Below are 23,359 nucleotides of genomic sequence, written 5' to 3' on the forward strand. Positions count from 1 at the left end.
TCACGGCCACCGGGCCGCCGACCACCAAATTCGCCATTGTCGTGCGTTCTTGGGTGTACATCGCGGAAACCTCACCTGTTCTGGATGGGGAGAACGAAGCATCGGGAGCTCAACGCAGCGATCTACGTGCGGAATTACCGCAAGTCCAACCGCAGCCCAACCGCAGCCCAATCACCCTGGATCGAGGATGTTCAGAAATCGAATGGATGGCCGCAACACGTCCGCCATCCACGGCAATGTCCGAGGCCACGGAACTCGCAGGCAGGGCTACCGGAAATTCATCGACCGGATGATCGGAAGTGCCTCAAGCTACTGCGAAATCCGGTGAGTTGAGCAGCCGCCGAACCTTGGTTACTCGATTGGACGTGATGAGGGGAAGTCTCGCCTTCGGCCCCTCGGAAGCCGTGCGTTAGTTGGAACCGGACGGGTCGTCGGCGGTTGGCTTGGGCGCCTTGGGAGTCTCCGCCTTGGGGGTCTCCGGGGCCTTGGGGGGCTTGCTGAAATCGTTCCTCTTCGGCTTGTCCTTCAAGTCCTCGTCCTTCTGGAGGCCGTTGTCCCTCGTCACCGTCGGACTCGACTCCTGCATGCGATCCGCCGCAGCCTTGGACACCGAGCTGGGATCCTGGGCGTACTGGGCCTGCGTACCGGCCGATGCCTGGGTGGTCTGGATGAAGGAGCCGAGGAAGCCCAGGATGGCCCGGGCTTCGGGCGACTGTTCCTGTACGACCTTCGCGCGGGAGTTGGCCCCGTGGATCGCGCTGGTGAACAGGCTCGTGCTCGTGTCGTCGTAGGTGTCGTCGTCGGAGTCCTCGAAGTCGACGCCCTCACCCGGCTGCGGCTTGGTGCTGTCGGTGGTTACGGAGAAGAGGCCCGCACCCTTGCTCGCGGAGCCGAAGATGTTGTCGAACACCATGGTCGTCACCCCTGGTCGTCGTGGCGGCGCCGCCCGCCGGTCAAGGCTGCTTGTGCAGCGCTCGTTGACTGTCAGTCAGGCTTTCGCCGTCGAACATCGTGTGATGGACCTCCAGGGCGGAGACGACCTCGGCCAGTCCCTTCATCCGGAAGCCGCCGCCTGCCAGCTCGATGTCGCCGATGTCGCGGGCGACCAACTGGTTGAGGCCGGGGTACTCCCCGGACTGCGGGGGAGACAGGACCGTCACCGGTACGTCGTACTTGACCGCGATCAATCCGGAGAAGGTCACCGGGATCTCGTAGGTGTACTGCTTGCGGGTACGCCGCTGCGTGACGATGGTCTCCACGCGGGAGCCCGGCTGCACCTCGCCGGAGATCTGCGATTTCGAGGCCCAGCTGGTGGTCAGGGATCCGCCGACGGAGGCCGTGATGCCCAGCATCAACTGGGCGTTGAGCGTCGCGGTGCCGGTGGCGGTGCCCTGCGTCGTGAACGCCACCGAGTCCGTCACCGAGCCCGTCGCGGAGTTCGTCGCCGCGTTCCTCATGGCCATCTCGGTGGCGTTGGCGTTGTCCACCCCGATGTTGTCCTTGCTGTTCTTGTTGGTCACCGTGTTCGTGTTCCTGTTCGCGATCTCGTTCTGGAGTTGCGTCTGGAGCTGCGCCTGGAGGTCCATCCGGAGCTGGCTCTGCAGTTGCAGTTGCAGCTGGGCGCTGACGCTGCCGCCGAAGGTGAGCTGGGTCGTCCCTTGGAGCGACCACGTGACTCCGTTCGACACCGTGAAGTCGACCGAGTCGGTGAAGGTCATCGTGGATGTCTGGCTGCGGTTGACGTAGGCGCGCGAGGAGAACGTGTCGGGCGGGGGCTGGCTGATGTTGCGTCGCTCCTCGATCAGCGGCTCCCCGAGGTTCATGTAGGCGAGCCAGCCCAGTTGGGACGCGTTCCCGGGGAAAGTGCCGAAGCTCGACTTGTTCACGGAGAACCCGACGGGCTTGTGCTGCACACCGTAGTCGTCGACGTAGACCAGGTTGGGGTGGTCCAGGATGGATTGCCAGGTCTGCTCGATGTTGAGTTCCCGCAGGTTCTTCTTCGTCAGCGGCTGGCGCTTGGCGCGTTCCAGGTTGTACGCGTTGGAAGGCATTCCCCGTCCTCGACTGATTCTGGTCGAACCGCGCTCGATGACGTGGCAACAGGCATCTGCGCGCGTTCCGACAATCGAAGTCCTTATGGCGCCATTGCCTGGGAAGGAGTTTGCGTCGACGAGTCGTGCGTCACACGGGGAGCAGCTGCCACTGCCGAGCCCGGGGGTCGCCCTCCGCTCCGTACTGCTTGATCGCCGTAGGGGCGTTGGTGTCGACGTGTAGAAGCAGACCGCTGCTCCGGTTCGCGATCTCGTACACCCGCGGGGTGTCGGTCGCGGAGCCCACCGGGATCAGCCTCCACTGCTGGTGGTGTGCGGCGCCACCCTCGTAGGCGCGTTGCGCGACCATAGCCCCGGGTGCCTGGCCCGCTCCGACGACCTCCAGGACCTTCTTGCTGTGCACGTTCTCGATCGTGTAGAAGACGTCTCCGTTGTCCTGGCCTGCCACGACCAGCCGCCACCGCTGGTGATCCCGGGGCGAGGCGAGCAACTGGTGGATCTCGGCCCCGTCCTTGGTGGACTCACGCACGACCGACATCCGCAGCCTGCTGCGGACGTTGGCCCAGGAGACCACCGTGCCTGAATCGGGCAGCCCGGCCATCCTCGCCGACGTGACCTTCCGAACCCGGTTGTTGTTGAAGTCGGCGATGTAGAGGGTGTCGACGCAGTCCACAGCGAGCCCGTACGGGACGTTCAGTTGGGCCGAGGTGGCCGGGCCGCCGTCACCAGCGAAGCCCGCGGTGCCTGCGCCGGCGACCGTGCTGATCTTCCCGTCCGTCGTGACCTTCCGGACCCGGTGGTTGCCCAAATCGGTGATGTAGAGGGTGCCGGTGTTGTCCACCACCACCCCGAGCGGGGTGTTCAACTGGGCGGCGGTGGCGGGGCCGCCGTCGCCGCCGAAGCCCGCGGTGCCTGTGCCGGCGACCGTGCTGATTTTCCCGTCGGTCGTGATTCTCCGGACCCGGTGGTTCCTGCAGTCGGCGATGTAGAGGTCACCCGCGCCGTTCAGCGCCACCGCGTGCGGTAAGTTCAACTGGGCTGAGGTGGCCGGGCCGTTGTCGCCCGAGTAGCCAATCCCGTTCCCCGCGACTGTGCTGATCTTCCCGTCTGCCGTGACCTTCCGGACCCGGTGGTTGCCGGCCTCGGCGATGTAGAGGGTGCCGGTGCTGTCCACCGCCACTCCATAGGGGTAGCTCAACCGGGCGGCGGTGGCGGGGCCGCCGTCGCCGCCGAAGCCCGCGGTGCCTGTGCCGGCGACTGTGCTGATCTTCCCGTCGGTCGTGATTCTCCGGACCCGGTGGTTCTCGTTGTCGGCGATGTAGACAGTGTCTGCGCTGTCCACCGCCACCTCGCGCGGGCGGTTCAACTGGGCTGAGGCGGCCGGGCCGTTGTCGCCCGAGTAGCCCGCACCTCCGGTCCCCGCGACCGTGCTGATCTTCCCGTCCGTCGTGATCTTTCGGACCCGGTGGTTGTTGTAGTCGGAGAAGTACAGGGTGCCGGTGCTGTCCACGGCTACCCCGAGCGGGCCATTCAACTGAGCCGAAACGGCAGGCTCGTTGTCTCCTTTGAACCCTGCTACCCCGGTCCCTGCGACCGTGTTGATCGGTGGGGCTGAGTTCTCGTCGCCTGTGGCTGCCGCGTGGACAGTGCTCATCGCCATCCCTTCACCGCTCGCCCGACCGCCCACTACAAGCGGTTTTCGGCTGGCTCCAGAAAGTCACATGAACGTACCGGTGGCAAGGTCGCTTCCGAGTCATTGTCGTGGAGCACGGTGACGAGACATCGAACCGGATTGGTGTTCGCCCTCTCTCGTCGACGTGGACGCCTCCGCCGCGGGCGGCGATGCTGTATCGCCGCCGGGACCTGCCCCCGTCGAAGGCCTGATGGCAGCCCTGGAAGCCCGCGGTGGAGGGAGGACGGAGGAGTGGCGGCGGCCGAGGGGTCCTTCGGTCGAACTACTCTTTCCACATGCCGTCTGGAAAGACCTCGTACGTTTGTCTGCCCTGTCGGGCTTCGTACAAGCAGCCCTACCCTGGCCACTACGACCACGACCGGGTCTGTCCACGCTGCGCGGAACCATTGATCCACGTCGGCTCCGCCTTCGCGGCGCCCAAGAGGCGTGACACCTCTGCCTGGCGCACGCTCTCCGTGCTGCTGCACGCCGGAGTTCGTTTCCACAAGAGTTGCTGCGGAGGCCCGGGCTATCGCCCTCGTACTCTCAGGGAAGTGCGGGAGCGAGTGACCTACGCCCAGGCCACCGGAGAGCCGGTTCCTCAGGCCCTGGTCCGCCGCGAACTGCCTTAGCACGCCCACGGTGTTGTGGTCTCAGTGCTGGAGTCCTACTAGAAGCTCGTTCTTGTGACGGCTCGGGTTCACCGTTTCTCCTGGTCTGCTCGGCAGCGGCCGGCCTTGAAAACCTTCAGTGTCGTGCTGGCCGTTTTCAGACCGGGCGCGGGACTACTGGCGAACAGGCCGGACTGCGCGACGTCGAGTGTGTGAAGGTGCGGCGGTAGGCGGTGGGAGTGGTGTCCAGTGCGCGCCGGAAGTGCAGGCGCAGGTTGCCTGCGGTGCCCAGTCCGCAGTCCCGCGCCACCTGCTCCACCGAGCGGTCCGTGGTTTCCAATAGTTCCCGCGCCCTGCCGAGTCGGGCGTTGAGCATCCACTGCAACGGGGTCGTGCCCGTCTCGTCGGTGAACCGGCGCATGAAGGTGCGCTGCGAGAGGCCCGCGTGTCGGGCAAGCACGCGTAGCGTGAGCGGCTCGTCGAGCCGGTGCAGGGCCCATTCACGGGTACCGGACAGTGACGCCTCACCGGCCACCGCGACGGGAGCCGGCACGTACTGGGCCTGCCCACCGTCTCGATGCGGGGCGGCGACCAGACCGCGGGCGATCTGGTTGGCCACCTCCGCGCCCAGGTCGCGGCGCACGATGTGCAGGCACAGGTCGATGCCGCAGCACACTCCGGCCGAGGTGAGCACGTCGCCCTCGTCGACGTAGAGCACGTCGCGGTCGACCGTGACGGCCGGGAAGCTCCGCTCGAACTCGTCGATGTGCCTCCAGTGGGTCGTGGCGTGCAGCCCGTCCAGGACGCCCGCCGCGGCCAGCGCGAAGGCGCCCGTGCAGATCGACACCACACGCTTGCCTCGTTCGCGGGCCTCGGCCAGCGTGCCGAGCACGGCATCCGGCACCGGGAGGACCGGTTCGAATCCCGGCACGATCACGGTGTCGGCGGCGCGCACCTGCTCCAGGCCCCCGTCGGCGACCAGGGCGAAACCAGCGGTGGTGGCCACCGTCGCCTCCAGTGCGCACAGGGTCATCTCGTAGGGGGTTTCCGGCCTGGTGGTGAAGATCTGCGTGGGGATCGCCAGGTCGAGGGGGGTGACCCCGTCCAGCGCCAGGACCGCGACTCGATGCACTGCCATGGCAGGATTCTAACGAAGTATGGAATTTTTGCCTCTCACCAGGTCAGGGCGGTTGGGGTCAGGCTGAAGACATGACCGGACCTACCCACGAAACGACTGCCGACCTGATCACGCTGCCCGGCACACCGCTTGCCGAGGCCGTCATGAACCTCATTCGACCGGTGGAAACGCCGTCCGTGTTCAACCACAGCATCCGCAGCTACATGTTCGCCCGGCTGGTTGCCAGCCGCCTCGGCCTGACCGTCGGCCGCGACTACCACGACGACCTGCTGTTCGCCGCGTGCGCGATGCACGACCTCGGCGTGGCGTCGGACGGCCCGCACAGCCAGCGGTTCGAGGTCGAAGGCGCCGACCGGGCCGCCTCGTTCCTCATCGACCACGGAGTACCCGCGGCCGATGCCGACCAGGTCTGGCAGGCCATCGCCCTGCACACCTCCCCAGGCATCGCGGAACGCCGCGGCACGCTGTGTGTGCTCGTCCGCGAAGGCGTCGCACTCGACTTTGGCGGCCCAATGGGCGCCGACCACGTCGATGCCGTCACCGACGAGCAGGCCGACGCCCTACACGCCGCCTATCCGCGGCTGGACATGATCCGCTCACTCACCGACGCGATCGTCGCGCAGGCCGCGAAAAACCCGAAGAACGCACTCCGGTACACGATCCCCGGCGAATTCCTCCGCGAACGCGAGACCTTCGGCCGGACCCGGATGGAGCACGCCTGTGCCTCGTCCCGCTGGGGCAACTGACCCCACGGACCGTTCGGCCCCACTCAACAGAGAAGAGGAAGCACCACAATGACCGTCCACACCGTCGAAGTCCCCGAGGACAACGCAGTCTTCGGGCAAACCACCAGCGCTTTCGCAAGTTTCGGCTACTCCGCCGCGGTCCGCGCGCACGGCCTCTTGTTCATTGCCGGAACGATCGGTCGCCGCGCCGACGGATCCATCCCGGACACCATCGAAGAGCAGACCGAGATCGCCATCCGGAAGATCGAAGAGATCCTTCGACTGGAGAACCTCGACACGTCCGCCCTCGTCGACGTCACCAGCTACCACGTCGACATCCGCCAGCACCTGCCCGGCTTCGTCGAGACCAAACAGCGCCTTGTCAAGGCGCCCTACCCGACCTGGACGATCATCGGGGTCAGCGGCCTCGCCAGCCCGGGACTCCTCGTCGAAATCCGCGCGACCGCCGCGTATCCCGACGCGTCCCGGTAGGCCACCGCTCCTGGGCCCGCTCCCGGGCCCAGGAGCCCGTCACGACGGACGCGAGGTTCGTTACCGTCCAAACGAGCTCTTCACAGGAGCGAGGACCTCAATCATGGCTGGGGCTCCTGGGCGGCTCATGGGGTGGGCTGCGACGGCGCGAGCGCTCAAGCCCGGGCTGTCGGCTCAGTGGGCCCTCGGCGTCTGCTGCTCACCGACCGGCGAGCGACGGTCCCGCGGCCACTTCCAACCTGCTTCTCGCAGAGCGGTGGCCCGCTGCATCAGGGCGTCGATCCGAGTGGCCGCTTCGGTCGGCTCCCAGTACTGATGCGATGCGGTCGTCTGGTCAGGGTGCTTGCGGTACAAGACGCTCGGCTCGGCTATGAACTCGCCTGGTGCCACTGCCTCCGCGGCGAGGAGCAGGGCAACCGTCTCGGCTCCGGACAGTGCCTGCCAACCGCCGAGTGCCAGCACCAGACCACGGTGCGCGGCAAACGTGGTTGCCTGGACGGACAGGCGTTGCTGCGGTACCTCGCGGTAGAAGCGATGGGGTTCCAAGGGGCCGTCCTCAGGGTCAAACGGCCCCGGTGCCGTGCTCCCGTCCTCAAGCAGGTCGACGCAGGCGGATACGCACCACGGAACACGTTCCAGGGTCTCGATGTCCCGTTCCAGTGCCCCCGGCAGCAGGACGTCGTCTGCGTCCAACGTCCGAATCAGCTCTCCGGTCGCGCGGGAGAGCGCGTGTGTGCGTGTCACCGCGATGCGCGCCCGTAGCCCAGTGCCGAACGTGATCCTGGGGTCGTCGGGCAGGCTCTTCGCGGGGATGCCCGAGGTGCCGTCCTCTTGCACGCACCACTGCCATTCCCAGTCACCTGGGAGCTTCTGTTCGCACAGCGATTCATACGTGTCACCGATGAAGTGGTGACCGCCTTCGTGTACGGCGGTGATGACGCTGATGGTTCGCATGGGGACGAGTCCTACGGGAGAAGGATGGGGCCGCCCGTGATCATGACATGAACCTATGGCCAGCGCGTTACTCGTGGCGACGAGGGGGGCGTTCGTCGCCGACGCCCCGGCAACCACGACACCCGCCGCACGTCACACGTTACGAAGGCCCTCCCGCCCGTGCCCCGCTCCGCGTGCCGGCACGGCGCGGGTGCGGGGCCAACCGATTCGCCGTAAGAGAACGAAGGTTCACCATGTCGGCACGCCTTGGCCCGCTGCGCGGGCGTCATCCCGGACGGCTGCGCAGCCTCAAGGGCGCCTCCGCCGTCCCTGGCTCCGCCAAGTCCAACTGGCCCAAATCCGCGGTCAGTTCATCCGCTACGTCCGCTCCGGCAACGGGGGAGGGGCGTGACCCCGTGACGCACCACACCACCCGTCGCGCCCTGCGCCTGACGGCCCTCGGCTGCGCCCTCGCCGCGGCCGTCCTCACCACGCCGGCCTACGCCGCTCCCACGCCGTCGGATCGCACCGCTACGAACGCAACGCGCGAAGCCCGCTACGACCTCGGTGACCAAGCATTCCGGCCCCCGGCCTCCCTCGGCTACGAGGGCAGCAGCGAACTCGCCGCCACCGTCTACTACCCGGCAGACCTCGGCGCTGGCCGGCGCCCCGTCGTCCTCCTGCAGCACGGCCACTGGGAGACCTGTGCCGACGCCGCGGCCGCGGCCGAACGCGCCACTGCGGAGCGGGCGCGGGACCAGGCACGACAGCGGGGCGACGACGCCGAGGCCGCTCGCCAGCAAGCGGTCATCGAACGCGCCGCCAAAGCGCTGTGGGCCTGGCCCTGCTCCCCTGGCACCCCGCAGATACCCAGCAGCCAGGGGTACGACTACCTCGGCCACGCTCTGGCGGCCCGGGGGTTCGTGGTCGTCTCGGTCGGCGCCAACGGCCTCAACGCCACAGAGGGCGGCCAGGCTCCCACCGCCTACCAGGCTCGGGCCTACCTCATCGAGCGCCATCTGCAACTGTGGCAGCGCCTCACCAACCAGGGCGACGGGCCCTTGCGCACCGCCCTCACCGACGCGCGCACCGGTGCCCCGGTCAGGACCGACTTCCATGGCCGACTCGACCTCAACCGGGTTGGTCTTCTTGGCCATTCCATGGGAGGCGGCGGCGTCATGCAGGAGATCTCCGACGACCATCGCGCCGCCTGGCCCGCCGGCATCGACATCAAGGCCGCCTTCGCCCTCGCCCCCACCGCTACCTGGGACAACGACCCGATTACCCGGACCCCCTTCGCCGTCATGTGGGGCACCTGCGACGAGGTCAACACGGGGAACTTCTTCGAGCAGAACCGCGTCGCCTCCAGCGTCCCGCTCTTCAAGTACACGCTAACCGGGGGCAACCACGCCTCGTACAACCGCCAATGGTCCCCCGCCAGCGGGCAGGTGGCCTCACGGGACGACGCTCTGCCGGGGACCCGGCCGGGGACTTGCCGTACCCAGTACCCGGACCGCACCACCCCACAGCACGACGATCCGCGCCTGACGGAACAGCGGCAACGGCAGCTCACCGCGCACCGGGTGACGGCCTTCTTCGAACGCTTCCTGCAGGGCAAGACCGACCGGCAGCCGTACCTGACCGGTGAGCGCCCCTTCCCGGGTGAACCGGCAAGGTGGGTGTCGTCGTCGTATGCTGCAGGCAGTTGGCCAGCGCCGAGGGCGGGGCGGCGCGCGGATGCCGTCGCCATGGTGCGCCATGCTCCTCCCACGTCAGCGGGGTGAACGGTGCGGGACCGGTCGGCGGGAGAGGAGTCCCGCCGACCGCGGGTGTTGCGCTACAACCAGCGGGGGAGGGACGGCAGTTCGCCTGTTGCCGGTCGGAGGGGTGCGCCGTCGGCCCGTCCGGTCAGCCAGGCGAGCAACTCGGCGGCGGGGCCCGCGACTTCGGTGAGTGTGCCGGGTGCCGATAGGTGCCAGGTTGTCGTGCGGTCGGTCGGCCTGAGGGCCAGTGCCGGGGCGCCCTCCTTGCGGGCCAGGCCGGTGATGACGTCGGAGAGCAGGGCGTCGACGAGGTCGTGGGGCAGGTCGGCGAAGGAGACCCCGGCGCCGAGGTCGACGGTGTGGATCCACACCTCGCGGATGCGCAGCCAGGGGATCTGGCTCGCCGGGATGTCCCGGCCGAGTGCGCTGCGGACCTGCGTGGACCAGGCGCTCGTGGGCAGTGCGGCCAGGGCTTGAGCGAGGCGAGCGGCCGAGATGCGTACGTCGGAGCGGAGTTGGGGCGGGGGTTGGTTGGCGCTGCGCTGGATGTCCCGGTCGCGTTGGTCGAGGTCGTGGTACATCGGCGTCTCGACTCCGGTGTGTGCCCAGGTGGCGAGGTTGCGGAGGGCGTCGGCGTTGCGTGCGAGGTGTGCCAGCAGGTGCGCGCGGGTCCAGTCCGGTAGAGGCGTGGGTGCGGTGATCTCGGCGTTGGGGAGTCGGTCGAGGTGTGTGAGCAGTAGGTGGGTGCCCTCGTCGAGCCAGGTCAGGTGCTGGGCGAGTGGGCCCCGGTGGTGGGTTGTTGTCGTCATGAGCGGTTTTCCTGGGCGCAGGCGTTGCGCAGGGTGCCGATGCCTGTGATGTGGGTGGTGAGTACGTTGCCGTCGGTGAGGTAGCGCTGTGGGGTGCGGGCGTGCCCGACGCCGCCGGGTGTACCGGTGGCGAGCACATCGCCGGGCTCCAGGGTGAGGATGGTGGAGACGTAGGCGACCAGGGCCTCGGGGGCGAAGACGAGGTCGGTGGTGTCGGCGCGTTGCACCACTTCTCCGTCGAGCTCGCAGACCAGTTCCATCCGGTGCCGGTCGAAGCCCGGTTCGTCGTCCGTGACGAGGACGGGGCCGAGTGGTGTGGTCGCCTCGAAGGTCTTGCCCTGGAGCCACTCGCGGGTGCGGAACTGCCAGTCGCGGGCGGTGACGTCGTTGAGGACGGTGTATCCGGCGATGTGCCGGCCGGCCTCGCCCGGGGTGACATGGCGGGCCGGGCTGCCGATGACGACCGCCAACTCGCCCTCCCAGTCCATGGCGTTCGAGGCGTCCGGTAGCACGATGGGGTCGTGTGCGCCGACGAGGCTGGTGGCGAACTTGGCGAAGAGGGTGGGGTGTTCGGGTAGGTCTCGACCCATCTCGCGGATGTGTTGGTGGTAGTTGAGCCCGACGCATACGATCTTGCCGGGGTGTGGGACGAGCGGCGCGAAGTCCAGTTCGTCCGTGGCGTGTTCGGGGCCGTCGGCGGCTGCCGCGGCCTCCCGCCAGTCGGGGTGGGCGAGCAGGGCGCCCAGGTCCGGGAATCCGGTCTCCACGGCGTGGGCGTTCTCGATACGGACGGCTGCGGTGCCTTCGGCGGTGCGGATGGTGGCGAGCCTCATCGGGCGCCTCCAGGGGTCTCGGTGTGGGCGAAGCCGAGTCGTTCGATGACGGGGGCGTCGCTGAAGCGGAACAGGTCCAGGGGCTGGTGTGCGGCGATCTCTGTGGGGCACCAGGAGGGGACGGCGATCAGGTCGCCCCGCCGCACCTCGTGTGGTGTGCCGCCCAGGGTGAAGGTGCCGGTGCCGTCGAAGACCTGCCACACCGATGAACCGGTCTCGCGTCGCCTGGCGGTGGTGGTTCCGGCTCGCAGGCGGTGCATTTCGGTGCGGAGGGTGGGGAGGGCGTCCGCGCCGGTGGTGGGGTGGGTGAAGCGGACCGCGGCGTGGCCCGGTTCGACGACGCCCGGGTGCCCTTCGTCCGCCAGTTGTAGTTGGGCGGTCAGGGCGGCGTCGGTGTGCTCCCAGCGGTAGGCGGAGAGCGGGGGGCGGGTGGGGTCGGGGGTTGCGCCGACGGGGGTGAGGCCGGGGTGAGCCCAGAGGCGTTCGGCTCGCGAAATGGTGGGCGTCGATCGGTCGGTGATGTCATCGGGCCCGAACTCGAAGAATGTGGCGTCCAGTTGGCCCGCGATCGGTAGATCGAGGCCGTCCAGCCAGGCCATCGGGGCGTCGTGGGCGTTGTGGTGGCCGTGCCAGGCCCAACCGGGTGTCAGCAGCAGGTCACCGCGGCGCATCGCCACCGGGTCGCCGTCCACGACCGTCCACACACCCTCGCCCTCCAACACGAAACGGAAGGCGTTCGGACTGTGCCGATGGTCGGGGGCCACCTCCTGCGGGCCCAGGTACTGCACAGCCGCCCAGAGCGTGGGAGTGGCGTACGGCAGCCCGGCGAGCCCGGGGTTGGCCAGCGCGATGGCGCGCCGCTCGCCTCCCCGACCCACCGGGACGAGGGCACCTGCGCGCTCGGCGAGCGGATGCAGATCGCGCCAGCGCCACCGGTGGGGGACCGCCTTCGGCTGCGGGGCGGGCGGCATCAGGTCCGCACGTTGGGTCCAGAGCGGCAGTAGATGGTGGCGGTCGAAGTCCTCGTAGAGGGCGAGGAGGGAGTTGTCGGCGTTGGGAGTGGTCACCTGGTCCTCCGTCCGAATCGGTTGGCAGCGACGGTAGGCGCTCGTTCTTTCGTCAAGAAACAGAGGCTCCTACGATTCTGGTATGCAGAATGACGAGCGTCCGTCGTACGCCATCGAATCCGTGGACAACGCCCTGCGGCTGCTGCTGATACTGCGTCATGCGGCGCCGTTGACCGTCAGCGCGGCCGCCGCCGAACTGGGCGTGGCCCGCTCGACCGCCCACCGTCTGCTGGCGATGCTCAAGTACCGCGGCTTCGCCGAGCAGAGCGGCGACCGCACCTACCGACTGGGCCCCGCACTCCACGACGCACGAGCGGCCGCCCGCCCCGACCGGGACGTCCGGGAAGCCGCCCGGCCCCACCTCGAAGCCCTCAACCAACGAGTGGGGGAGACCGTGCACTTGATGGTCCGGGTCGGCACCGACGTACGGTTCCTGGACTCGGTCGAGGCGACCCACGCGCTGCGCGTCAGCTCCCGCGCGGGTGCGGTGATGCCCGCCCACCGCACCTCCGGCGGCAAGGCACTGCTCGCCGAACTGTCCCGCGACGCGTTGGCCGCGCTGTACGAGGACGGGCTGCCAACGGAGTTGCCCTTCGCGGCCGACGACATCGCCGGCTATCACCGCGCACTGTCCTCGATCCGCACCGTCGGGTACGGCCTCAACAACGGTGAGAGCGAGCCCGGCATCACCGCACTCGGTTGCTGCGTGCGCGACGCGAACGGCCGGGCGGTCGCCGCGATCGCGCTCTCCGCACCCACGTTGCGCTTCCCCCGCGGCCGCATTCCCGAGATCGAGACGGCCGTGAAGAAGGTCGCGGCCCAGGTGTCGGAACAGCTACGCGACTGACAAATGCTGTGCATCGGTGGGTGGTTGCGAGCATGACACTGAATGAAGGGTCAACAGGAAATGCCTGCGTTTGTTGGCGATGTCAAAGGTGTTCGCCGACGGATTCGGCGACCCGCGTGGCCGCTGTGCTGCAAACGTTGACCTCCGAAGTGGACCCTCTTGTCTTCTTTTGGCTGCAGCTCCTCGTCTCGACGCTGATTAATCTCTGGTGTCGAGAAGCCACAAACGGAGGAGAGAAACATGCCGAGGGTCCGGCGTACGCTGGTCGTGACAGTTGCAGCGGCCGTTCTCATGGTCTCCGGGGTCAGTGCCTCACAAGCCGATAAACGTCAGGCAGCACCTGCGCCCGTGATCAAGGAGATCGCCCAAGGCAAGCAGTCGGGCGCGGTGAACGTCAAGGTAGACGGTCCTGTGCAGGTCAACTTCCGTGAGATTACCCTCCCGCCCGGAGCCTCTACCGGTAAGCACTGTCATTACGGCCAGCTCATTGGAGTCGTGAAGTCGGGAGTCTTCACGCACACGGCGCCGATTTATCCCAGGGGTGAGCACGTATACAAAGCCGGGGATTCCCTCGTCGAGGGAAGTGGCTACCTGCATGAAGGACGCAACGAGGGCAAGAAAGACGTCGTCCTCTGGGTCACCTACGTGACACCCAAGGGCAAGCCTCTCGCAGTGCCGGAGCCCGGGCCCTGCGATGCCGACCGGTAGGCTCGATGCCGTCTGAGGTCCCGTCAATACCACTGGCTGGGACGGCCTCTTTCCGTTTTCGCTCAGCGAAGGACTTTGGCCGTGGGCGGGCCGATGTGGTGGATTGGGTTGCTGCCGGCCAATGGTCAGGGGTGTGACCGGACAAGTCCTTCCGCCAGGCGACCGTGACGTGTGCGCCGCGAGCGGACCGATCGGTCCAACTCCCCATAGATAGTCGGTCGTTGCGTGCCGCCTCCGAAGTGAATCCCCTCATGGGTCGTCAATTCTGCGGCTCGAAATGCTTGTTTGCGGTGTTGGGATGGGAGCGCGAGCACGCGTAAGGGGCCACCTTGCAGGGGTGGCCCCTCGTCCGCGTAGGGAGAGTGGCACGTAGAACCGTCGTGCATGCCACGCGCCGGTAGGCGGCGTCTGCGGATGGTCAGAGCCTCATGAGGTCTCCGATGCCGAAGTCGCTGTTGTCGAGGCTTGAGCCCGGGTCGTCATCTGCGGTGGCCGTGGCGGCACCGGCAAGTACGGTGGTGACGGCCAGCAAGACGGCTGCGATAGCGGTTCGTAGGCGCATGATGTACTCCTCTTGTTCTTGATCAGGGCCTTCCTCTTCACGATTGCAGCGCCGCAGGGGGTGCACTCGCTGTGTTGGTCCATTGGGACTTGTCACGGGCCCCTGTGCTGGGAAGTGGCGAGAGATCCGGCCCACTCGGCCGAGCCTTTTCGCTGTCTCACTCCACTTCGACTTCCCCAAGGAGAGCCAGCACACTGGCGCCCCGTACCCCTCCACGTGCTCGACACCGACCCCAACGTCCGCCCCAAGGTTTTCACCTCCGACTACGTGTGCCGATTCCGCGCCGGGCAGCAACGCGACAACTGCCCCGTCGTCCTGAAGGTGGATCACGGCGGGGGTCCCGGAGGTGGGCCGGGCCGTGACGGAGCTGTCCGGCGGCACCCAGCCCTGGGAAACCATGTGCTGTCGCGGTACGGCCAGGTGGATGGTGCCGTGCTTGCCCTGGCACCCGTCCCGGGCCGGCTTGGCCAGCTTGTGGCGGGACTCCTGCTGGTCAGCCAGGGTTGCCACGGCGGGCCAGGCCGGTCGGCGCGAGCGTCGGCATTCGGGCGTCGAATGGAGCGACTGGGTGACGCGCGCAGCGGCGGAAGCCGCACGCCCCGGGATGGGAGAGGGCGGCTGCTACTTTCGCGATCACCGTCCCGAGGCCAGAAGGAATGCGGCTGATGTGGGGCCCTGGCTGTGAGCGGAGGCAACGGTGACTCATGCAGGGGAAGACCCGGGTACGCCGGTGAGCGGTCGCGTCAAACGTCGAAGTGTCCTGGCGTCGGCCGCATTTGCGGCCGCCGTGCCCGTCACGGCCTCCAACAGTGCGCAAGCCGCCGAACTGCCCGTGGATGGGCACCAGTTCGCGCACGGTCAGGACTCCGTAAGACGCCTTCTCGCTGTTCCTGCGGAGGCTCGCGATGTGGCCTGGATCAGGTCGGCCCTCCACGTGGCGGTGAAACTCGAACTCGCCACCATCCCCGCCTACTTGTGCGGGTGGTGGTCGATCAGGGATCGCCACAGCCAAGCCGCCCGGCTGATCCGACGCATCGTCGGCGACGAGATGTTCCACCTGGGAACGGTCTGCAACCTGCTCGTCGCCGTGGGCGGGCGGCCGAGAATCAGAGACGCGGCCCCCACCTACCCCGGCCCGCTGCCCGGGGGCGTGCGAAGCGGGGTGACGGTGTACCTGTCGGGGCTCACCAAGGATTCGGTGCGCGACGTGATGATGGCGATCGAGAAGCCCGAAACCCCTCTCGCTCGCAGTGTGGACGACTCGCTCACCGTCGGTGCCTTCTACGGCGAGCTGCAAGAGGCGTTCCGCACCGTGGCCCCCGAACTCTCCGCCCGAGGGCAACTCGCCAAGCACATCGGCTCGGACACGCTCAGGCCGGTCAGGACCCTCGACGACGCCGAGCGCGCCATGGAGATCGTCAAGGAACAGGGCGAGGGCACCTCCTGCGACCCCTCCGACATCTTCGAGGACGACCAACCAGCCCACTACTACGCCTTCGGCGAGATCTATCACGGACGCCGACTGCGCGAGGTGCACGGCACGTGGGAGTTCAGCGGCGAGCACCTGCCGTTCCCGGACGTGCGCCCCATGGCCCGTGTGCCGGCCGGTGGTTGGCACCGGCCGCCAACCCACGTCCGGCGGCTCCTGCACCGCTTCGACGGCAACTACCACGCCGTTCTCAAGAACCTTGAGCGGGCCTGGGACGGGGGCGGCCACCGCGCGTTGAACGCGGCAGTCCATGCCATGCACGGCCTCGGAACCCCTGCCGTGGAACTGATGGAAATTCCCCGCCTCGACGCTCACGGAAACTACGGTCCTCAGTTCCGGCCCTGACCAAACCGTCGCATCCGCATCCGATACCCCCTTCCTGTTGCCAGTCATGTCAGTTGACTGGGCAGGCCGACAGGCCGCCTCCGGGACGAAGGTCCTATGGCGCGTCAAGTCTGCGGGCCGGTCTGCTTCTGCCCGGTGTTGGGGTGCGAGCATGGGGACGCGTAAGGGGCCACCTTGCAGGGTTGCGGGGGTGACCCCTCGCGCGCACAGGGGGAGCGGTATCGATTGGTGCTTGTGCTCGGCTACCGGTACTTGGCGACGATGGTGGCGGATTCGTTGATCATGCTTACGGCGTCGGCCTGGCCGTCCTGGCCGGCGGGCACGCCCAGCGGTTCGCCGTCGATGTCCAGGTTCGGGTTGGAGAAGTACGGGACGACGGGGCAGGACGTGCCGGCGTCCAGGCACTCGTTCTCGTAGGCCATGATGGTGCGCCACTTCTTGCTGGGCGCCACGTAGCCGCGGGCGTGATCGTAGCCGTCGCCCGGATCCGTGGCGTCGGCGTAGCGGTCGTGATCGAGGCCCAGGAGGTGTCCCAACTCGTGGGCGAAGGCGTCTGGTTCCTTGTCGATCAGCTGCTGGCCGAGCAGCATGCTGGCACCCCTCATCCCCTCGCTCTCGGGGGGCAGCGGGCGTTCTTGGCCGCCGGTGAAGGCGAAGCCGCCGACCTTGCTCCCGACGAGCGCGATGACGTCGGCGCGGTGCTGGTCACGGAGGTGCGTCGCTGATTCTGGGGCGTCGAACAGGTAGTCGTAGCCGCGTTGGTTGTCCTCTTCTCCTTGGCCGTAGTCAGGGGCCGGCGCGACCCCCACAATGCGCGTCCTGGCGTTGGCCTGACTGTTCTTGAAGGCCTGGTTGGTGTAGTCGGCGGCCCGTTCGGCGATGTCGCGTATGGCCTGCTTGCCTCCGGCGTCCCGCTCCGCGTTCGGGGTGTAGATCACGAGCACGTCGACGGTCGGCTTCTTGGCTGCTGCCGCACTGGGGGCGGAGGGGATGAGGATGCCGAGAGTGGCTGAAGCGGCGATCGCCGCGACGTGCGTCTTGCACACGAATTTCCGTTTCATGGCGGTGACCGTAGAGATGCCATGTAATGAGCGTGTAATGACCCGGTGATGAGTCGCAGTCAGCGCCGTGCTGCGGGAGTGGCTGATCAACTGGACACGCTCCACGACTTTGCCGCATCGCCGGTCGCGCGGTTTCGAGACGGGCATTGCCCAATGTGGTGCGTGCCGGTGCTGCAGGTTCGGTGCAGGTCGGTACCGGATGTTGCTTCCGTTGACCGGACGTAGCTGGCGCTGTCGTTCGGTCCGGGCCCGGTGCTGTGCGTCAGGCTCGGGTGTTGGCGAACGGGCGGCCGTCCAGGGTCCAGTGGGGGTCGATGGGGCGGCCGAGCGAGGCGTAGACCTGGGCGGCGATGTCCGGGTGGTGGATGGGGGTCGAAGGCTGCTGCCCTTGGGGGAAGGCGGGGTCGGCGTAGGCGACCCAAGCGGTGCGCTCCTCGGCGGAGTTGCCGCCGTGGCCGCCGGCGTCCACATGGCCGTGGTCGGTGACGACGATGACGGTCCACGCCTCGTTCGCGTGGTTGGGGCGGTTGCGGATTGCCGTGAGCAGTAGGCCGAGGCGTTCGTCGGCCCGAACCACGGCCTCGCGGTACTCGGCTCCGCAGCCCAGGAAGTGGGCGGTCTCGTCCACCGCACCGAGGTAGACGAAGGACACCTCCGGGTCGGAGGTGTCCAAGACGTGCACGGCCTCGGTCGTGACCTGCGCGTCGCAGTCGTCCCATGCCTTCGGTGTGTGGTCGGTGGGACCTATGAAGGACAGTCGGCTCGGCGCCCGGAACAGTGCTCCGCCGTCCTGCTGGATCATCAACGGCGCCCAGCCGCCCGCCACGAAGGTGCGTCGCCCGTCCAGTTGGGTCAGGCGGGTGGCGAAGTCGGGAAAGACCTCCAGCCGGTTGCCGGTGAGGTTGTTGCCCCAGATGCCGTGCTTGGTCGGGGTGACGCCGGTGGCGATGGTGGCCCAGCAGGGGCCGGACATGGTGGGGGTGGCGGCGTCGATCTCGATGGGGGCCAGGAAGCCGGCGTCGGCGACCGAGTCCAGATGGGGGGTCGGCAGCTCGTCGAGCAGGTCGTAGCGGACACCGTCGATGCCGACGACGAGGACGCGGGGCGCCGGGTTGGTGTGGCTGGTGTGGCTGGTGGACATGGGCGGGCCTTTCGATGGTGGGATTGGCACCACCCTGCGGGGCGTGGGTAACCGCCACCGACACCTGGGGGAATTCGAGGTGTCGGTGCCGTGTCCGTTCAGATGCCGCCTGCAATGCCCGGGCCTGCCTGCCGGGCAAGGGGGTTGGCGCCTATGGAGTTGCGCATGCTGAAGTTGACCGCGTCCGAGCGGTAGCGGTCGTCGGACCATTCGACCGGGCGGCCCGTGCGTGTGGTGGTGACGCGCCTGACCCGGAGCAGCGGGCTGCCCCGGCGGACGTCCAGGAGTTCGGCGTCGCGGACACCGGCCGCCACGGCGTCGATCAGGTGCTCCCCGTAACTGAAGACGAGCCCTCTGGTCTCGTGGAGCCGCTGGGTGACCGACTCGCAGTCCGGCTCGATGCGTTCGATGTCCGGGGCGATCCAGTCGGCGTAGACAGTGCGCTCCAGGAGAACACGTTCGCCGTTGAGGCTGCGGACGCGCAGTACGTGAAGGACCTCGGCGTTGACGGTCAGGTGGAGTCGGGCGGCGTCCTCGGCGGCGGCCGGTCGCCGCTTGCTGGAGATCACCAGGCCGGCGGCGGTGTGCCCCATGGAGCGCGCCCACTGGGCGAAGCTGCGTAGTTCGGTGAAGCTCTGGCTGCGCCGGCTGGTGAGGACGACGTGGCGGGCCCCCTGCCGGGAGCCGATCAGTCCCTCGGAGGTCAGGGTCGCCACCGCCTGGCGGACCGTGCCACGTGACACCCCGAACCGGGCGGCGAGTTGGGACTCCGAGGGCAGGAGTGCACCGACCGTGTACTCCTCGTTGTCGATGGCGCTTCGGAGTTCGTCGGCGATTTCCTCGTGCCGTGCCCCCACAGGTTGCCCCTCCACTGTGCGCATGGATGTATGTCGTCGGCTGAGCCTAGCCGAGCCTGGAGTGGTCGTGGCCGGAGGGGAAGTTTCCTTATTTGCGCCGATATGAACGACGGAATCGTCAGTTCCGCGGCTGCCAGGCTTCCCTTCGCGTTCACCTTCCGGACGTGGAGGCCGTGCCTACTGAGGCCAACTTGTTCAGACAAGTTCTTCAGACACGTCCGTTTGGCTCGTTCAGGCTTCCCCAGGAGAGATCGTGATCACGCCCCGGATCAGCAGGGCCACCGCGGCCAAGACGGCCGCACTCGCGTGCGGCGTTGCCACCACCGCACTCGTCCTCAGCGCATGCGGCTCGGCACCCTCCAACCAGTCCGGCTCCGCGGCCGACCGCAAGAGCGCGACCGCGGCCTCCGCCGAGGACCTGGGCGGTATGGACGCCCTGGTCGCCGCCGCCAAGAAGGAGGGCACGCTCAACGCGATCGCCCTGCCGCGCGACTGGGCCAACTACGGTGCCCTGATCGACGGATTCACCAAGAAGTACGGCATCAAGATCAACGTCGATAACCCCAACGGCTCCAGCCAGGACGAGATCAGCGCCATCACCTCCCGCAAGGGCCAGGACCGCGCCCCCGACGTGGTGGACCTCGGCCAGTCCTTCGCCCTCAGCGCAGCCCAGCAGGGCCTGCTCGCCCCGTACCGGGTCGCCTCCTTCGACCGCATCCCCGAGGCCCAGAAGGACTCCCAGGCCCGCTGGTACAACGACTACGGCGGCTACGTCTCCATCGGCTGCGACGCCAAGCGCGTCAAGAACTGCCCCACCACCTTCGCCGACCTGCGCAAGCCCGAGTACAAGGGGCAGGTCGCCCTCAACGGCAACCCGACCAAGGCCGGCGCCGCCTTCGGTGCCGTCTACGCCGCCGCCCTCGCCAACGGCGGCTCGTTCGACGACATCAAGCCGGGCGTGGGCTTCTTCGCCGAACTGAAGAAGAACGGCAACTACACGCCCGTCGAGGCCACTCCGGCCACCATCGAGAAGGGCGAGACGCCGATCAGCGTCGACTGGGACTACCTCAACGCCGGCTACGCCGAGGGGTTCAAGACCAAGGGGCTGGACTGGAAGGTCACCGTCCCCGAGGACGGCAAGTTCTCCCAGTACTACTCGCAGGCGATCAACAAGGACGCGCCGCATCCCGCCGCGGCCCGACTGTGGCAGGAGTACCTGTACAGCGCGGAGGGGCAGAACCTCTACCTCAAGGGCTACGCCCGCCCCGCCCTGATGGCCGCCATGACCCAGGACAACACACTGGACAAGGAGGCGGCGGCCAAACTGCCTCAGGTCACCGGGACCCCGTCCTTCCCCACCGAGGCCCAGCAGGCCGCTGCCAAGGAGGCCCTGGCCCAGGGCTGGAGCAAGGCTGTCTCCGGGTGACACCGACCACGACCAGCACCGCCGTCGCGCCCCGGGCGCAGGCAACCGCACCCACCGGACCCGCCGTCCCCGTGCGGCGGAAGCGGTCCACGGCCTGGCTCGCGGTGGTCCCGCTGCTCGCCCTCGTGGCCGTGGGATTCGGGGCCCCGGCCCTGGCCATGGCCACCGGCGCGTTCACCGCCAAGGACCCGGCCACCGGAGCGAGTTCACTCTCCACCGCCAACCTCACCACCTCCCTACAGGGCCCCTACCTCAACGCACTGCTCGGCAGCGTCAAGCTCTCCGCCGTCTCGGCCGGGATCGCCGCCGTCCTGGGACTGCTGCTCGCTCAGGCGATGGTGGCCTTCGGCTCACGGACGCTGCGCGAGGCCGTCCTCACCGGATCCGGCGTGCTCGCCAACTTCGGCGGGGTGCCACTCGCCTTCGCCTTCGTCGCCACCCTCGGCAACTCCGGGGTCCTCACCAACCACCTCGGCCTGGAGAACACCGGCTGGAACCTCTACAGCTTCTGGGGCCTCACCCTCACCTACCTGTACTTCCTCATCCCCCTCATGGTGCTCACCATCACCCCCGCCCTGGAGGGACTGCGCGCTCAGTGGCGCGAGGCCGCACAGAACAACGGCGCCACCAAGGCCCAGTACTGGCGCCACGTCGCCCTCCCGGTGCTCGCACCGTCCCTCCTCGGCGGCTTCGTCCTGCTCTTCGGCAGCGCGTTCGCGGCCTACGCCACCGCCGCCGCCATGGTGGGCAGCTCCATCCCCCTGGTCACCCTGCAGATCGCCGACGCCCTCTCCGGCAACGTCCTGGTCGGCCAGGAGAACGTGGCGCTCGCCCTCAGCCTCGACATGGTCGCGGTCGCCGCCGTGGTGATGGCGATCCACATCCCCCTGCAACGACGGAGCGCGCGATGGCTCGACTGACGGCACGTCGCGGTACCACCGCACTCGCCCTCGCCGGTCTGTACTTCCTGCTCCCGCTGGCGGCCTCGGTGGCCTTCACCATCGACGTCCCCGGCGAGGGGGCGACCCTGGACGCCTACCGGCAGATCCTCGGCGCCGACGGATTCCTCTCCAGCCTCCTCCTCTCCCTCGGGCTGGCCGCCGCGACGGTGACACTGGTGCTCGTGCTCCTGGTGCCCGCAGCGCTGGCCGTCCGCCTCGGCGCCCCACGGCTGCGACCGGTCCTCGAAGTGGTGTGCTCGCTGCCTCTCGTCGTACCACCGATCGCGCTGGTGGCGGGCGTCGGCACGGTGCTCCGCTGGGGTCCGGACCACCTGGCCGACACCCCCCTCTTCCAGACGTTCACCGCGCTCCAGAACCCCTCGTTCCCGGCCGTGCTCGTCATCGTCTACACGGTGATGTCGCTGCCGTTCGTCCACCGGGCCCTGGACGCCGGGCTCCGCGCCGTCGACGTGCGCACCCTCGTCGAGGCGGCCCGCAGCTGCGGCGCCAGCTGGCCCCGCGCCGTCGCCGGCGCCGTCCTGCCCAACCTGCGGGGGACCCTGCTCAACGCCGCATTCCTCACACTCGCCCTGGTCCTGGGCGAGTTCACCGTGGCCAGGGTCCTCGGCTTCCAACCGTTCGCGGTCTGGATCGTCAACGTCAGTGGCACGCAGGCCCGGTTGTCCGTCGCCGTGTCCGTGCTCAGCCTGCTGATCACCTGGGCACTGCTCCTGGTGCTGGCGTTCCTCGGTGGGCGCCGTACCTCCTCCCACCAGAACGATCAGGAGCGTTCCGCCTGATGACCTCCATCACCCTCACCGACACCGCCGCATCGGTCGAACTCAGCGGACTACACCGCCGGTTCGGCCCAACCATCGCCCTCGACGGGCTTGACCTCACCGCCCGCCCCGGCGAACTGCTCGCCCTGCTCGGCCCGTCCGGATGCGGCAAGACCACCGCACTGCGCATGCTCGCCGGCTTCGAGGAGCCCGACGCCGGCCGGATCCTGGTCGACGGACAGGACATCACCCCGGTTCCCGCCCACCGCCGGGACGCCGGCATGGTCTTCCAGTCCTACAGCCTCTTCCCCCACCTGAACGCCCTGGACAACGTCGCGTTCGGCCTGCGCATGCGCAAGGTGCCCGCCCCACAGCGTCGCGCCCGCGCCACCGAGCTGCTGGAACTGGTGGGCCTGCCCGACAAGGGCAACCGCTTCCCCCACCAGCTCTCCGGCGGCCAGCAGCAGCGCATCGCCCTCGCCCGCGCCCTCGCACTGCGCCCGCGGGTGCTGCTGCTCGACGAGCCGCTCTCCGCGCTCGACGCCAAGGTGCGCCTCACCCTGCGCGAGGAAATCCGCCGTGTCCAACAGGAGTTGGGCATCACCACCGTCTTCGTCACCCACGACCAGCAGGAGGCCCTGTCCATGGCGGACCGGGTCGCGGTGATGCGCGCGGGCCGCATGGAGCAGTGCGCGACCCCGGCCGAGCTCTACGGCCGCCCGGCCACTCCCTTCGTCGCCGAGTTCGTCGGCACGATGAGCCGCATCCCCGCCCGTACCGTCGACACCCGCACCGTCGAGGTGCTGGGCCACCGCCTACCGGTGGACGGTCAGGCCGCCGCGGGGCCCGAAGTGGACGTGTTGGTCCGGCCGGAGGCGGTTAGGGTGAGCGCCGACCCCGACGGCGGGGCCCGCGTCACCGCCACCGCCTTCCTCGGCGCCGTCACCCGCCTGACCGTCCAACTACCCGACGGCACCGCCGTCAAGGCGGACCTGCCCACCTACGATGCCGCCGCGCTCACACCGGGCGCAGCGGTCGCCCTCACCCTGCCCGACCGCCCGGTACTCACCGCCGCCCGCGCCTGAACCCTGCACGCCTACCAAGAGAGA

The 23,359-nt window shown here is 68.4% G+C and carries 24 protein-coding genes; 12 read left to right on the plus strand and 12 right to left on the minus strand.

The annotated features are described in order from the left end of the window. On the plus strand, window positions 1-293 hold a 293-nt coding region (locus tag ACIQU6_RS39520; RefSeq protein ID WP_403486616.1), incomplete at its 5' end, for a hypothetical protein. 116 nt (window positions 294-409) lie between these two features. Here ACIQU6_RS39520 and ACIQU6_RS39525 read toward each other — a convergent pair. The 3 genes from ACIQU6_RS39525 to ACIQU6_RS39535 form a co-directional block, all read right to left on the minus strand. After that, a complete protein-coding gene (locus tag ACIQU6_RS39525) occupies window positions 410-913 on the minus strand; it encodes a hypothetical protein (protein ID WP_403486618.1) in 504 nt (167 codons plus the stop codon). Between the two features lie 40 nt (window positions 914-953). Next, window positions 954-2,051, minus strand: a complete 1,098-nt coding sequence (locus ACIQU6_RS39530) for a hypothetical protein (protein ID WP_403486620.1) — start codon at window positions 2,049-2,051, stop codon at window positions 954-956. A gap of 130 nt (window positions 2,052-2,181) precedes the next feature. Next, window positions 2,182-3,705, minus strand: a complete 1,524-nt coding sequence (locus ACIQU6_RS39535; RefSeq protein ID WP_403486622.1) for an RICIN domain-containing protein — start codon at window positions 3,703-3,705, stop codon at window positions 2,182-2,184. Window positions 3,706-4,019: 314 nt separating this feature from the next. On the opposite strand from ACIQU6_RS39535, the gene ACIQU6_RS39540 reads away from it, so the two are divergent. Beyond that, window positions 4,020-4,355, plus strand: a complete 336-nt coding sequence (locus ACIQU6_RS39540) for a deoxyxylulose-5-phosphate synthase (protein WP_403486624.1) — start codon at window positions 4,020-4,022, stop codon at window positions 4,353-4,355. Window positions 4,356-4,491: 136 nt separating this feature from the next. Here ACIQU6_RS39540 and ACIQU6_RS39545 read toward each other — a convergent pair whose 3' ends face one another. Continuing rightward, window positions 4,492-5,472 carry a GlxA family transcriptional regulator gene (locus ACIQU6_RS39545; RefSeq protein ID WP_403486626.1) on the minus strand — a complete coding sequence of 327 codons (981 nt, stop codon included), beginning with the start codon at window positions 5,470-5,472 and terminating at the stop codon, window positions 4,492-4,494. 71 nt (window positions 5,473-5,543) lie between these two features. Between ACIQU6_RS39545 and ACIQU6_RS39550 the strand changes: the two genes are divergently transcribed. Next, window positions 5,544-6,218, plus strand: a complete 675-nt coding sequence (locus tag ACIQU6_RS39550) for an HD domain-containing protein (protein ID WP_403486628.1) — start codon at window positions 5,544-5,546, stop codon at window positions 6,216-6,218. A gap of 48 nt (window positions 6,219-6,266) precedes the next feature. Further along, the gene (locus ACIQU6_RS39555; RefSeq protein ID WP_403486630.1) at window positions 6,267-6,689 is read left to right on the plus strand and encodes a RidA family protein; all 423 of its coding nucleotides are present in this window, start codon (window positions 6,267-6,269) and stop codon (window positions 6,687-6,689) included. 174 nt (window positions 6,690-6,863) lie between these two features. Here ACIQU6_RS39555 and ACIQU6_RS39560 read toward each other — a convergent pair whose 3' ends face one another. After that, window positions 6,864-7,643 carry a glycosyltransferase family 2 protein gene (locus ACIQU6_RS39560; RefSeq protein ID WP_403486632.1) on the minus strand — a complete coding sequence of 260 codons (780 nt, stop codon included), beginning with the start codon at window positions 7,641-7,643 and terminating at the stop codon, window positions 6,864-6,866. Window positions 7,644-8,038: 395 nt separating this feature from the next. Between ACIQU6_RS39560 and ACIQU6_RS39565 the strand changes: the two genes are divergently transcribed. Further along, window positions 8,039-9,406 (plus strand): alpha/beta hydrolase, encoded by a 1,368-nt coding sequence (locus tag ACIQU6_RS39565; protein WP_403486634.1) that lies wholly within the window; start codon window positions 8,039-8,041, stop codon window positions 9,404-9,406. 53 nt (window positions 9,407-9,459) lie between these two features. Here ACIQU6_RS39565 and ACIQU6_RS39570 read toward each other — a convergent pair whose 3' ends face one another. Genes ACIQU6_RS39570 through ACIQU6_RS39580 form a run of 3 tightly spaced genes read right to left on the minus strand, consistent with a single transcriptional unit; the run spans window position 9,460 to window position 12,157 of the window. After that, window positions 9,460-10,194, minus strand: coding sequence for a maleylpyruvate isomerase family mycothiol-dependent enzyme (locus ACIQU6_RS39570; RefSeq protein WP_403486636.1), 735 nt, complete (start codon window positions 10,192-10,194; stop codon window positions 9,460-9,462). Beyond that, a complete protein-coding gene (locus tag ACIQU6_RS39575) occupies window positions 10,191-11,027 on the minus strand; it encodes a fumarylacetoacetate hydrolase family protein (RefSeq protein WP_403486638.1) in 837 nt (278 codons plus the stop codon). Before ACIQU6_RS39575 ends, ACIQU6_RS39570 begins: the two co-directional genes overlap by 4 nt. Further along, window positions 11,024-12,157: a cupin domain-containing protein gene (locus ACIQU6_RS39580; protein WP_403486672.1), complete on the minus strand. Its 1,134-nt coding sequence runs from the start codon at window positions 12,155-12,157 to the stop codon at window positions 11,024-11,026. The genes ACIQU6_RS39575 and ACIQU6_RS39580 overlap by 4 nt, the downstream gene beginning before the upstream one ends. A 19-nt stretch (window positions 12,158-12,176) precedes the next feature. On the opposite strand from ACIQU6_RS39580, the gene ACIQU6_RS39585 reads away from it, so the two are divergent. Together ACIQU6_RS39585 and ACIQU6_RS39590 are read left to right on the plus strand one after the other, a co-directional pair. Next, the gene (locus ACIQU6_RS39585) at window positions 12,177-12,941 is read left to right on the plus strand and encodes an IclR family transcriptional regulator (protein WP_403486640.1); all 765 of its coding nucleotides are present in this window, start codon (window positions 12,177-12,179) and stop codon (window positions 12,939-12,941) included. A gap of 348 nt (window positions 12,942-13,289) precedes the next feature. Then, window positions 13,290-13,649 (plus strand): cupin domain-containing protein, encoded by a 360-nt coding sequence (locus tag ACIQU6_RS39590; protein ID WP_403486642.1) that lies wholly within the window; start codon window positions 13,290-13,292, stop codon window positions 13,647-13,649. A gap of 418 nt (window positions 13,650-14,067) precedes the next feature. On the opposite strand, the gene ACIQU6_RS39595 is transcribed toward ACIQU6_RS39590, so the two are convergent. Beyond that, window positions 14,068-14,211 (minus strand): hypothetical protein, encoded by a 144-nt coding sequence (locus ACIQU6_RS39595; protein ID WP_403486644.1) that lies wholly within the window; start codon window positions 14,209-14,211, stop codon window positions 14,068-14,070. A gap of 907 nt (window positions 14,212-15,118) precedes the next feature. On the opposite strand from ACIQU6_RS39595, the gene ACIQU6_RS39600 reads away from it, so the two are divergent. Further along, on the plus strand, window positions 15,119-16,045 hold the full coding sequence (locus ACIQU6_RS39600) for a ferritin-like protein (protein WP_403486646.1): 927 nt from the start codon (window positions 15,119-15,121) through the stop codon (window positions 16,043-16,045). A 242-nt stretch (window positions 16,046-16,287) separates the two neighbouring features. On the opposite strand, the gene ACIQU6_RS39605 is transcribed toward ACIQU6_RS39600, so the two are convergent. The 3 genes from ACIQU6_RS39605 to ACIQU6_RS39615 all read right to left on the minus strand — a co-directional run bounded on the left by ACIQU6_RS39605 (window position 16,288) and on the right by ACIQU6_RS39615 (window position 19,104). Beyond that, window positions 16,288-17,106 carry a M12 family metallo-peptidase gene (locus tag ACIQU6_RS39605; RefSeq protein ID WP_403486648.1) on the minus strand — a complete coding sequence of 273 codons (819 nt, stop codon included), beginning with the start codon at window positions 17,104-17,106 and terminating at the stop codon, window positions 16,288-16,290. Window positions 17,107-17,368: 262 nt separating this feature from the next. After that, window positions 17,369-18,247, minus strand: coding sequence for an alkaline phosphatase family protein (locus ACIQU6_RS39610; RefSeq protein ID WP_403486650.1), 879 nt, complete (start codon window positions 18,245-18,247; stop codon window positions 17,369-17,371). A gap of 98 nt (window positions 18,248-18,345) precedes the next feature. After that, window positions 18,346-19,104 (minus strand): GntR family transcriptional regulator, encoded by a 759-nt coding sequence (locus ACIQU6_RS39615; protein WP_403486652.1) that lies wholly within the window; start codon window positions 19,102-19,104, stop codon window positions 18,346-18,348. Window positions 19,105-19,372: 268 nt separating this feature from the next. Here ACIQU6_RS39615 and ACIQU6_RS39620 point away from each other — a divergent pair, with 268 nt between their 5' ends. Genes ACIQU6_RS39620 through ACIQU6_RS39635 form a run of 4 tightly spaced genes read left to right on the plus strand, consistent with a single transcriptional unit; the run spans window position 19,373 to window position 23,335 of the window. Next, window positions 19,373-20,530, plus strand: a complete 1,158-nt coding sequence (locus ACIQU6_RS39620) for an ABC transporter substrate-binding protein (RefSeq protein ID WP_403486674.1) — start codon at window positions 19,373-19,375, stop codon at window positions 20,528-20,530. Continuing rightward, window positions 20,527-21,450, plus strand: coding sequence for an ABC transporter permease (locus ACIQU6_RS39625; protein WP_403486654.1), 924 nt, complete (start codon window positions 20,527-20,529; stop codon window positions 21,448-21,450). The genes ACIQU6_RS39620 and ACIQU6_RS39625 overlap by 4 nt, the downstream gene beginning before the upstream one ends. Next, window positions 21,438-22,271, plus strand: coding sequence for an ABC transporter permease (locus ACIQU6_RS39630; protein WP_403486656.1), 834 nt, complete (start codon window positions 21,438-21,440; stop codon window positions 22,269-22,271). The genes ACIQU6_RS39625 and ACIQU6_RS39630 overlap by 13 nt, the downstream gene beginning before the upstream one ends. Further along, complete coding sequence (locus ACIQU6_RS39635) at window positions 22,271-23,335, plus strand: ABC transporter ATP-binding protein (RefSeq protein WP_403486658.1); 1,065 nt, start codon at window positions 22,271-22,273, stop codon at window positions 23,333-23,335. The genes ACIQU6_RS39630 and ACIQU6_RS39635 overlap by 1 nt, the downstream gene beginning before the upstream one ends. Window positions 23,336-23,359: the final 24 nt, after the last annotated feature.

The sequence above is a fragment of the Streptomyces sp. NPDC090442 genome, from assembly GCF_044769405.1.
Lineage (GTDB): Bacteria > Actinomycetota > Actinomycetes > Streptomycetales > Streptomycetaceae > Streptomyces.

Bases quoted from the DNA above. Each gene is read 5' to 3' on its own strand.
- ACIQU6_RS39610 (WP_403486650.1), bottom strand. From the start codon at position 18,247: ATGTCCACCAGCCACACCAGCCACACCAACCCGGCGCCCCGCGTCCTC.
- ACIQU6_RS39595 (WP_403486644.1), bottom strand. From the start codon at position 14,211: ATGCGCCTACGAACCGCTATCGCAGCCGTCTTGCTGGCCGTCACCACC.
- ACIQU6_RS39585 (WP_403486640.1), top strand. From the start codon at position 12,177: ATGCAGAATGACGAGCGTCCGTCGTACGCCATCGAATCCGTGGACAAC.
- ACIQU6_RS39605 (WP_403486648.1), bottom strand. From the start codon at position 17,106: ATGAAACGGAAATTCGTGTGCAAGACGCACGTCGCGGCGATCGCCGCT.
- ACIQU6_RS39540 (WP_403486624.1), top strand. From the start codon at position 4,020: ATGCCGTCTGGAAAGACCTCGTACGTTTGTCTGCCCTGTCGGGCTTCG.
- ACIQU6_RS39570 (WP_403486636.1), bottom strand. From the start codon at position 10,194: ATGACGACAACAACCCACCACCGGGGCCCACTCGCCCAGCACCTGACC.
- ACIQU6_RS39575 (WP_403486638.1), bottom strand. From the start codon at position 11,027: ATGAGGCTCGCCACCATCCGCACCGCCGAAGGCACCGCAGCCGTCCGT.
- ACIQU6_RS39525 (WP_403486618.1), bottom strand. From the start codon at position 913: ATGGTGTTCGACAACATCTTCGGCTCCGCGAGCAAGGGTGCGGGCCTC.
- ACIQU6_RS39560 (WP_403486632.1), bottom strand. From the start codon at position 7,643: ATGCGAACCATCAGCGTCATCACCGCCGTACACGAAGGCGGTCACCAC.
- ACIQU6_RS39545 (WP_403486626.1), bottom strand. From the start codon at position 5,472: ATGGCAGTGCATCGAGTCGCGGTCCTGGCGCTGGACGGGGTCACCCCC.
- ACIQU6_RS39635 (WP_403486658.1), top strand. From the start codon at position 22,271: ATGACCTCCATCACCCTCACCGACACCGCCGCATCGGTCGAACTCAGC.
- ACIQU6_RS39530 (WP_403486620.1), bottom strand. From the start codon at position 2,051: ATGCCTTCCAACGCGTACAACCTGGAACGCGCCAAGCGCCAGCCGCTG.
- ACIQU6_RS39550 (WP_403486628.1), top strand. From the start codon at position 5,544: ATGACCGGACCTACCCACGAAACGACTGCCGACCTGATCACGCTGCCC.
- ACIQU6_RS39535 (WP_403486622.1), bottom strand. From the start codon at position 3,705: ATGAGCACTGTCCACGCGGCAGCCACAGGCGACGAGAACTCAGCCCCA.
- ACIQU6_RS39630 (WP_403486656.1), top strand. From the start codon at position 21,438: ATGGCTCGACTGACGGCACGTCGCGGTACCACCGCACTCGCCCTCGCC.
- ACIQU6_RS39555 (WP_403486630.1), top strand. From the start codon at position 6,267: ATGACCGTCCACACCGTCGAAGTCCCCGAGGACAACGCAGTCTTCGGG.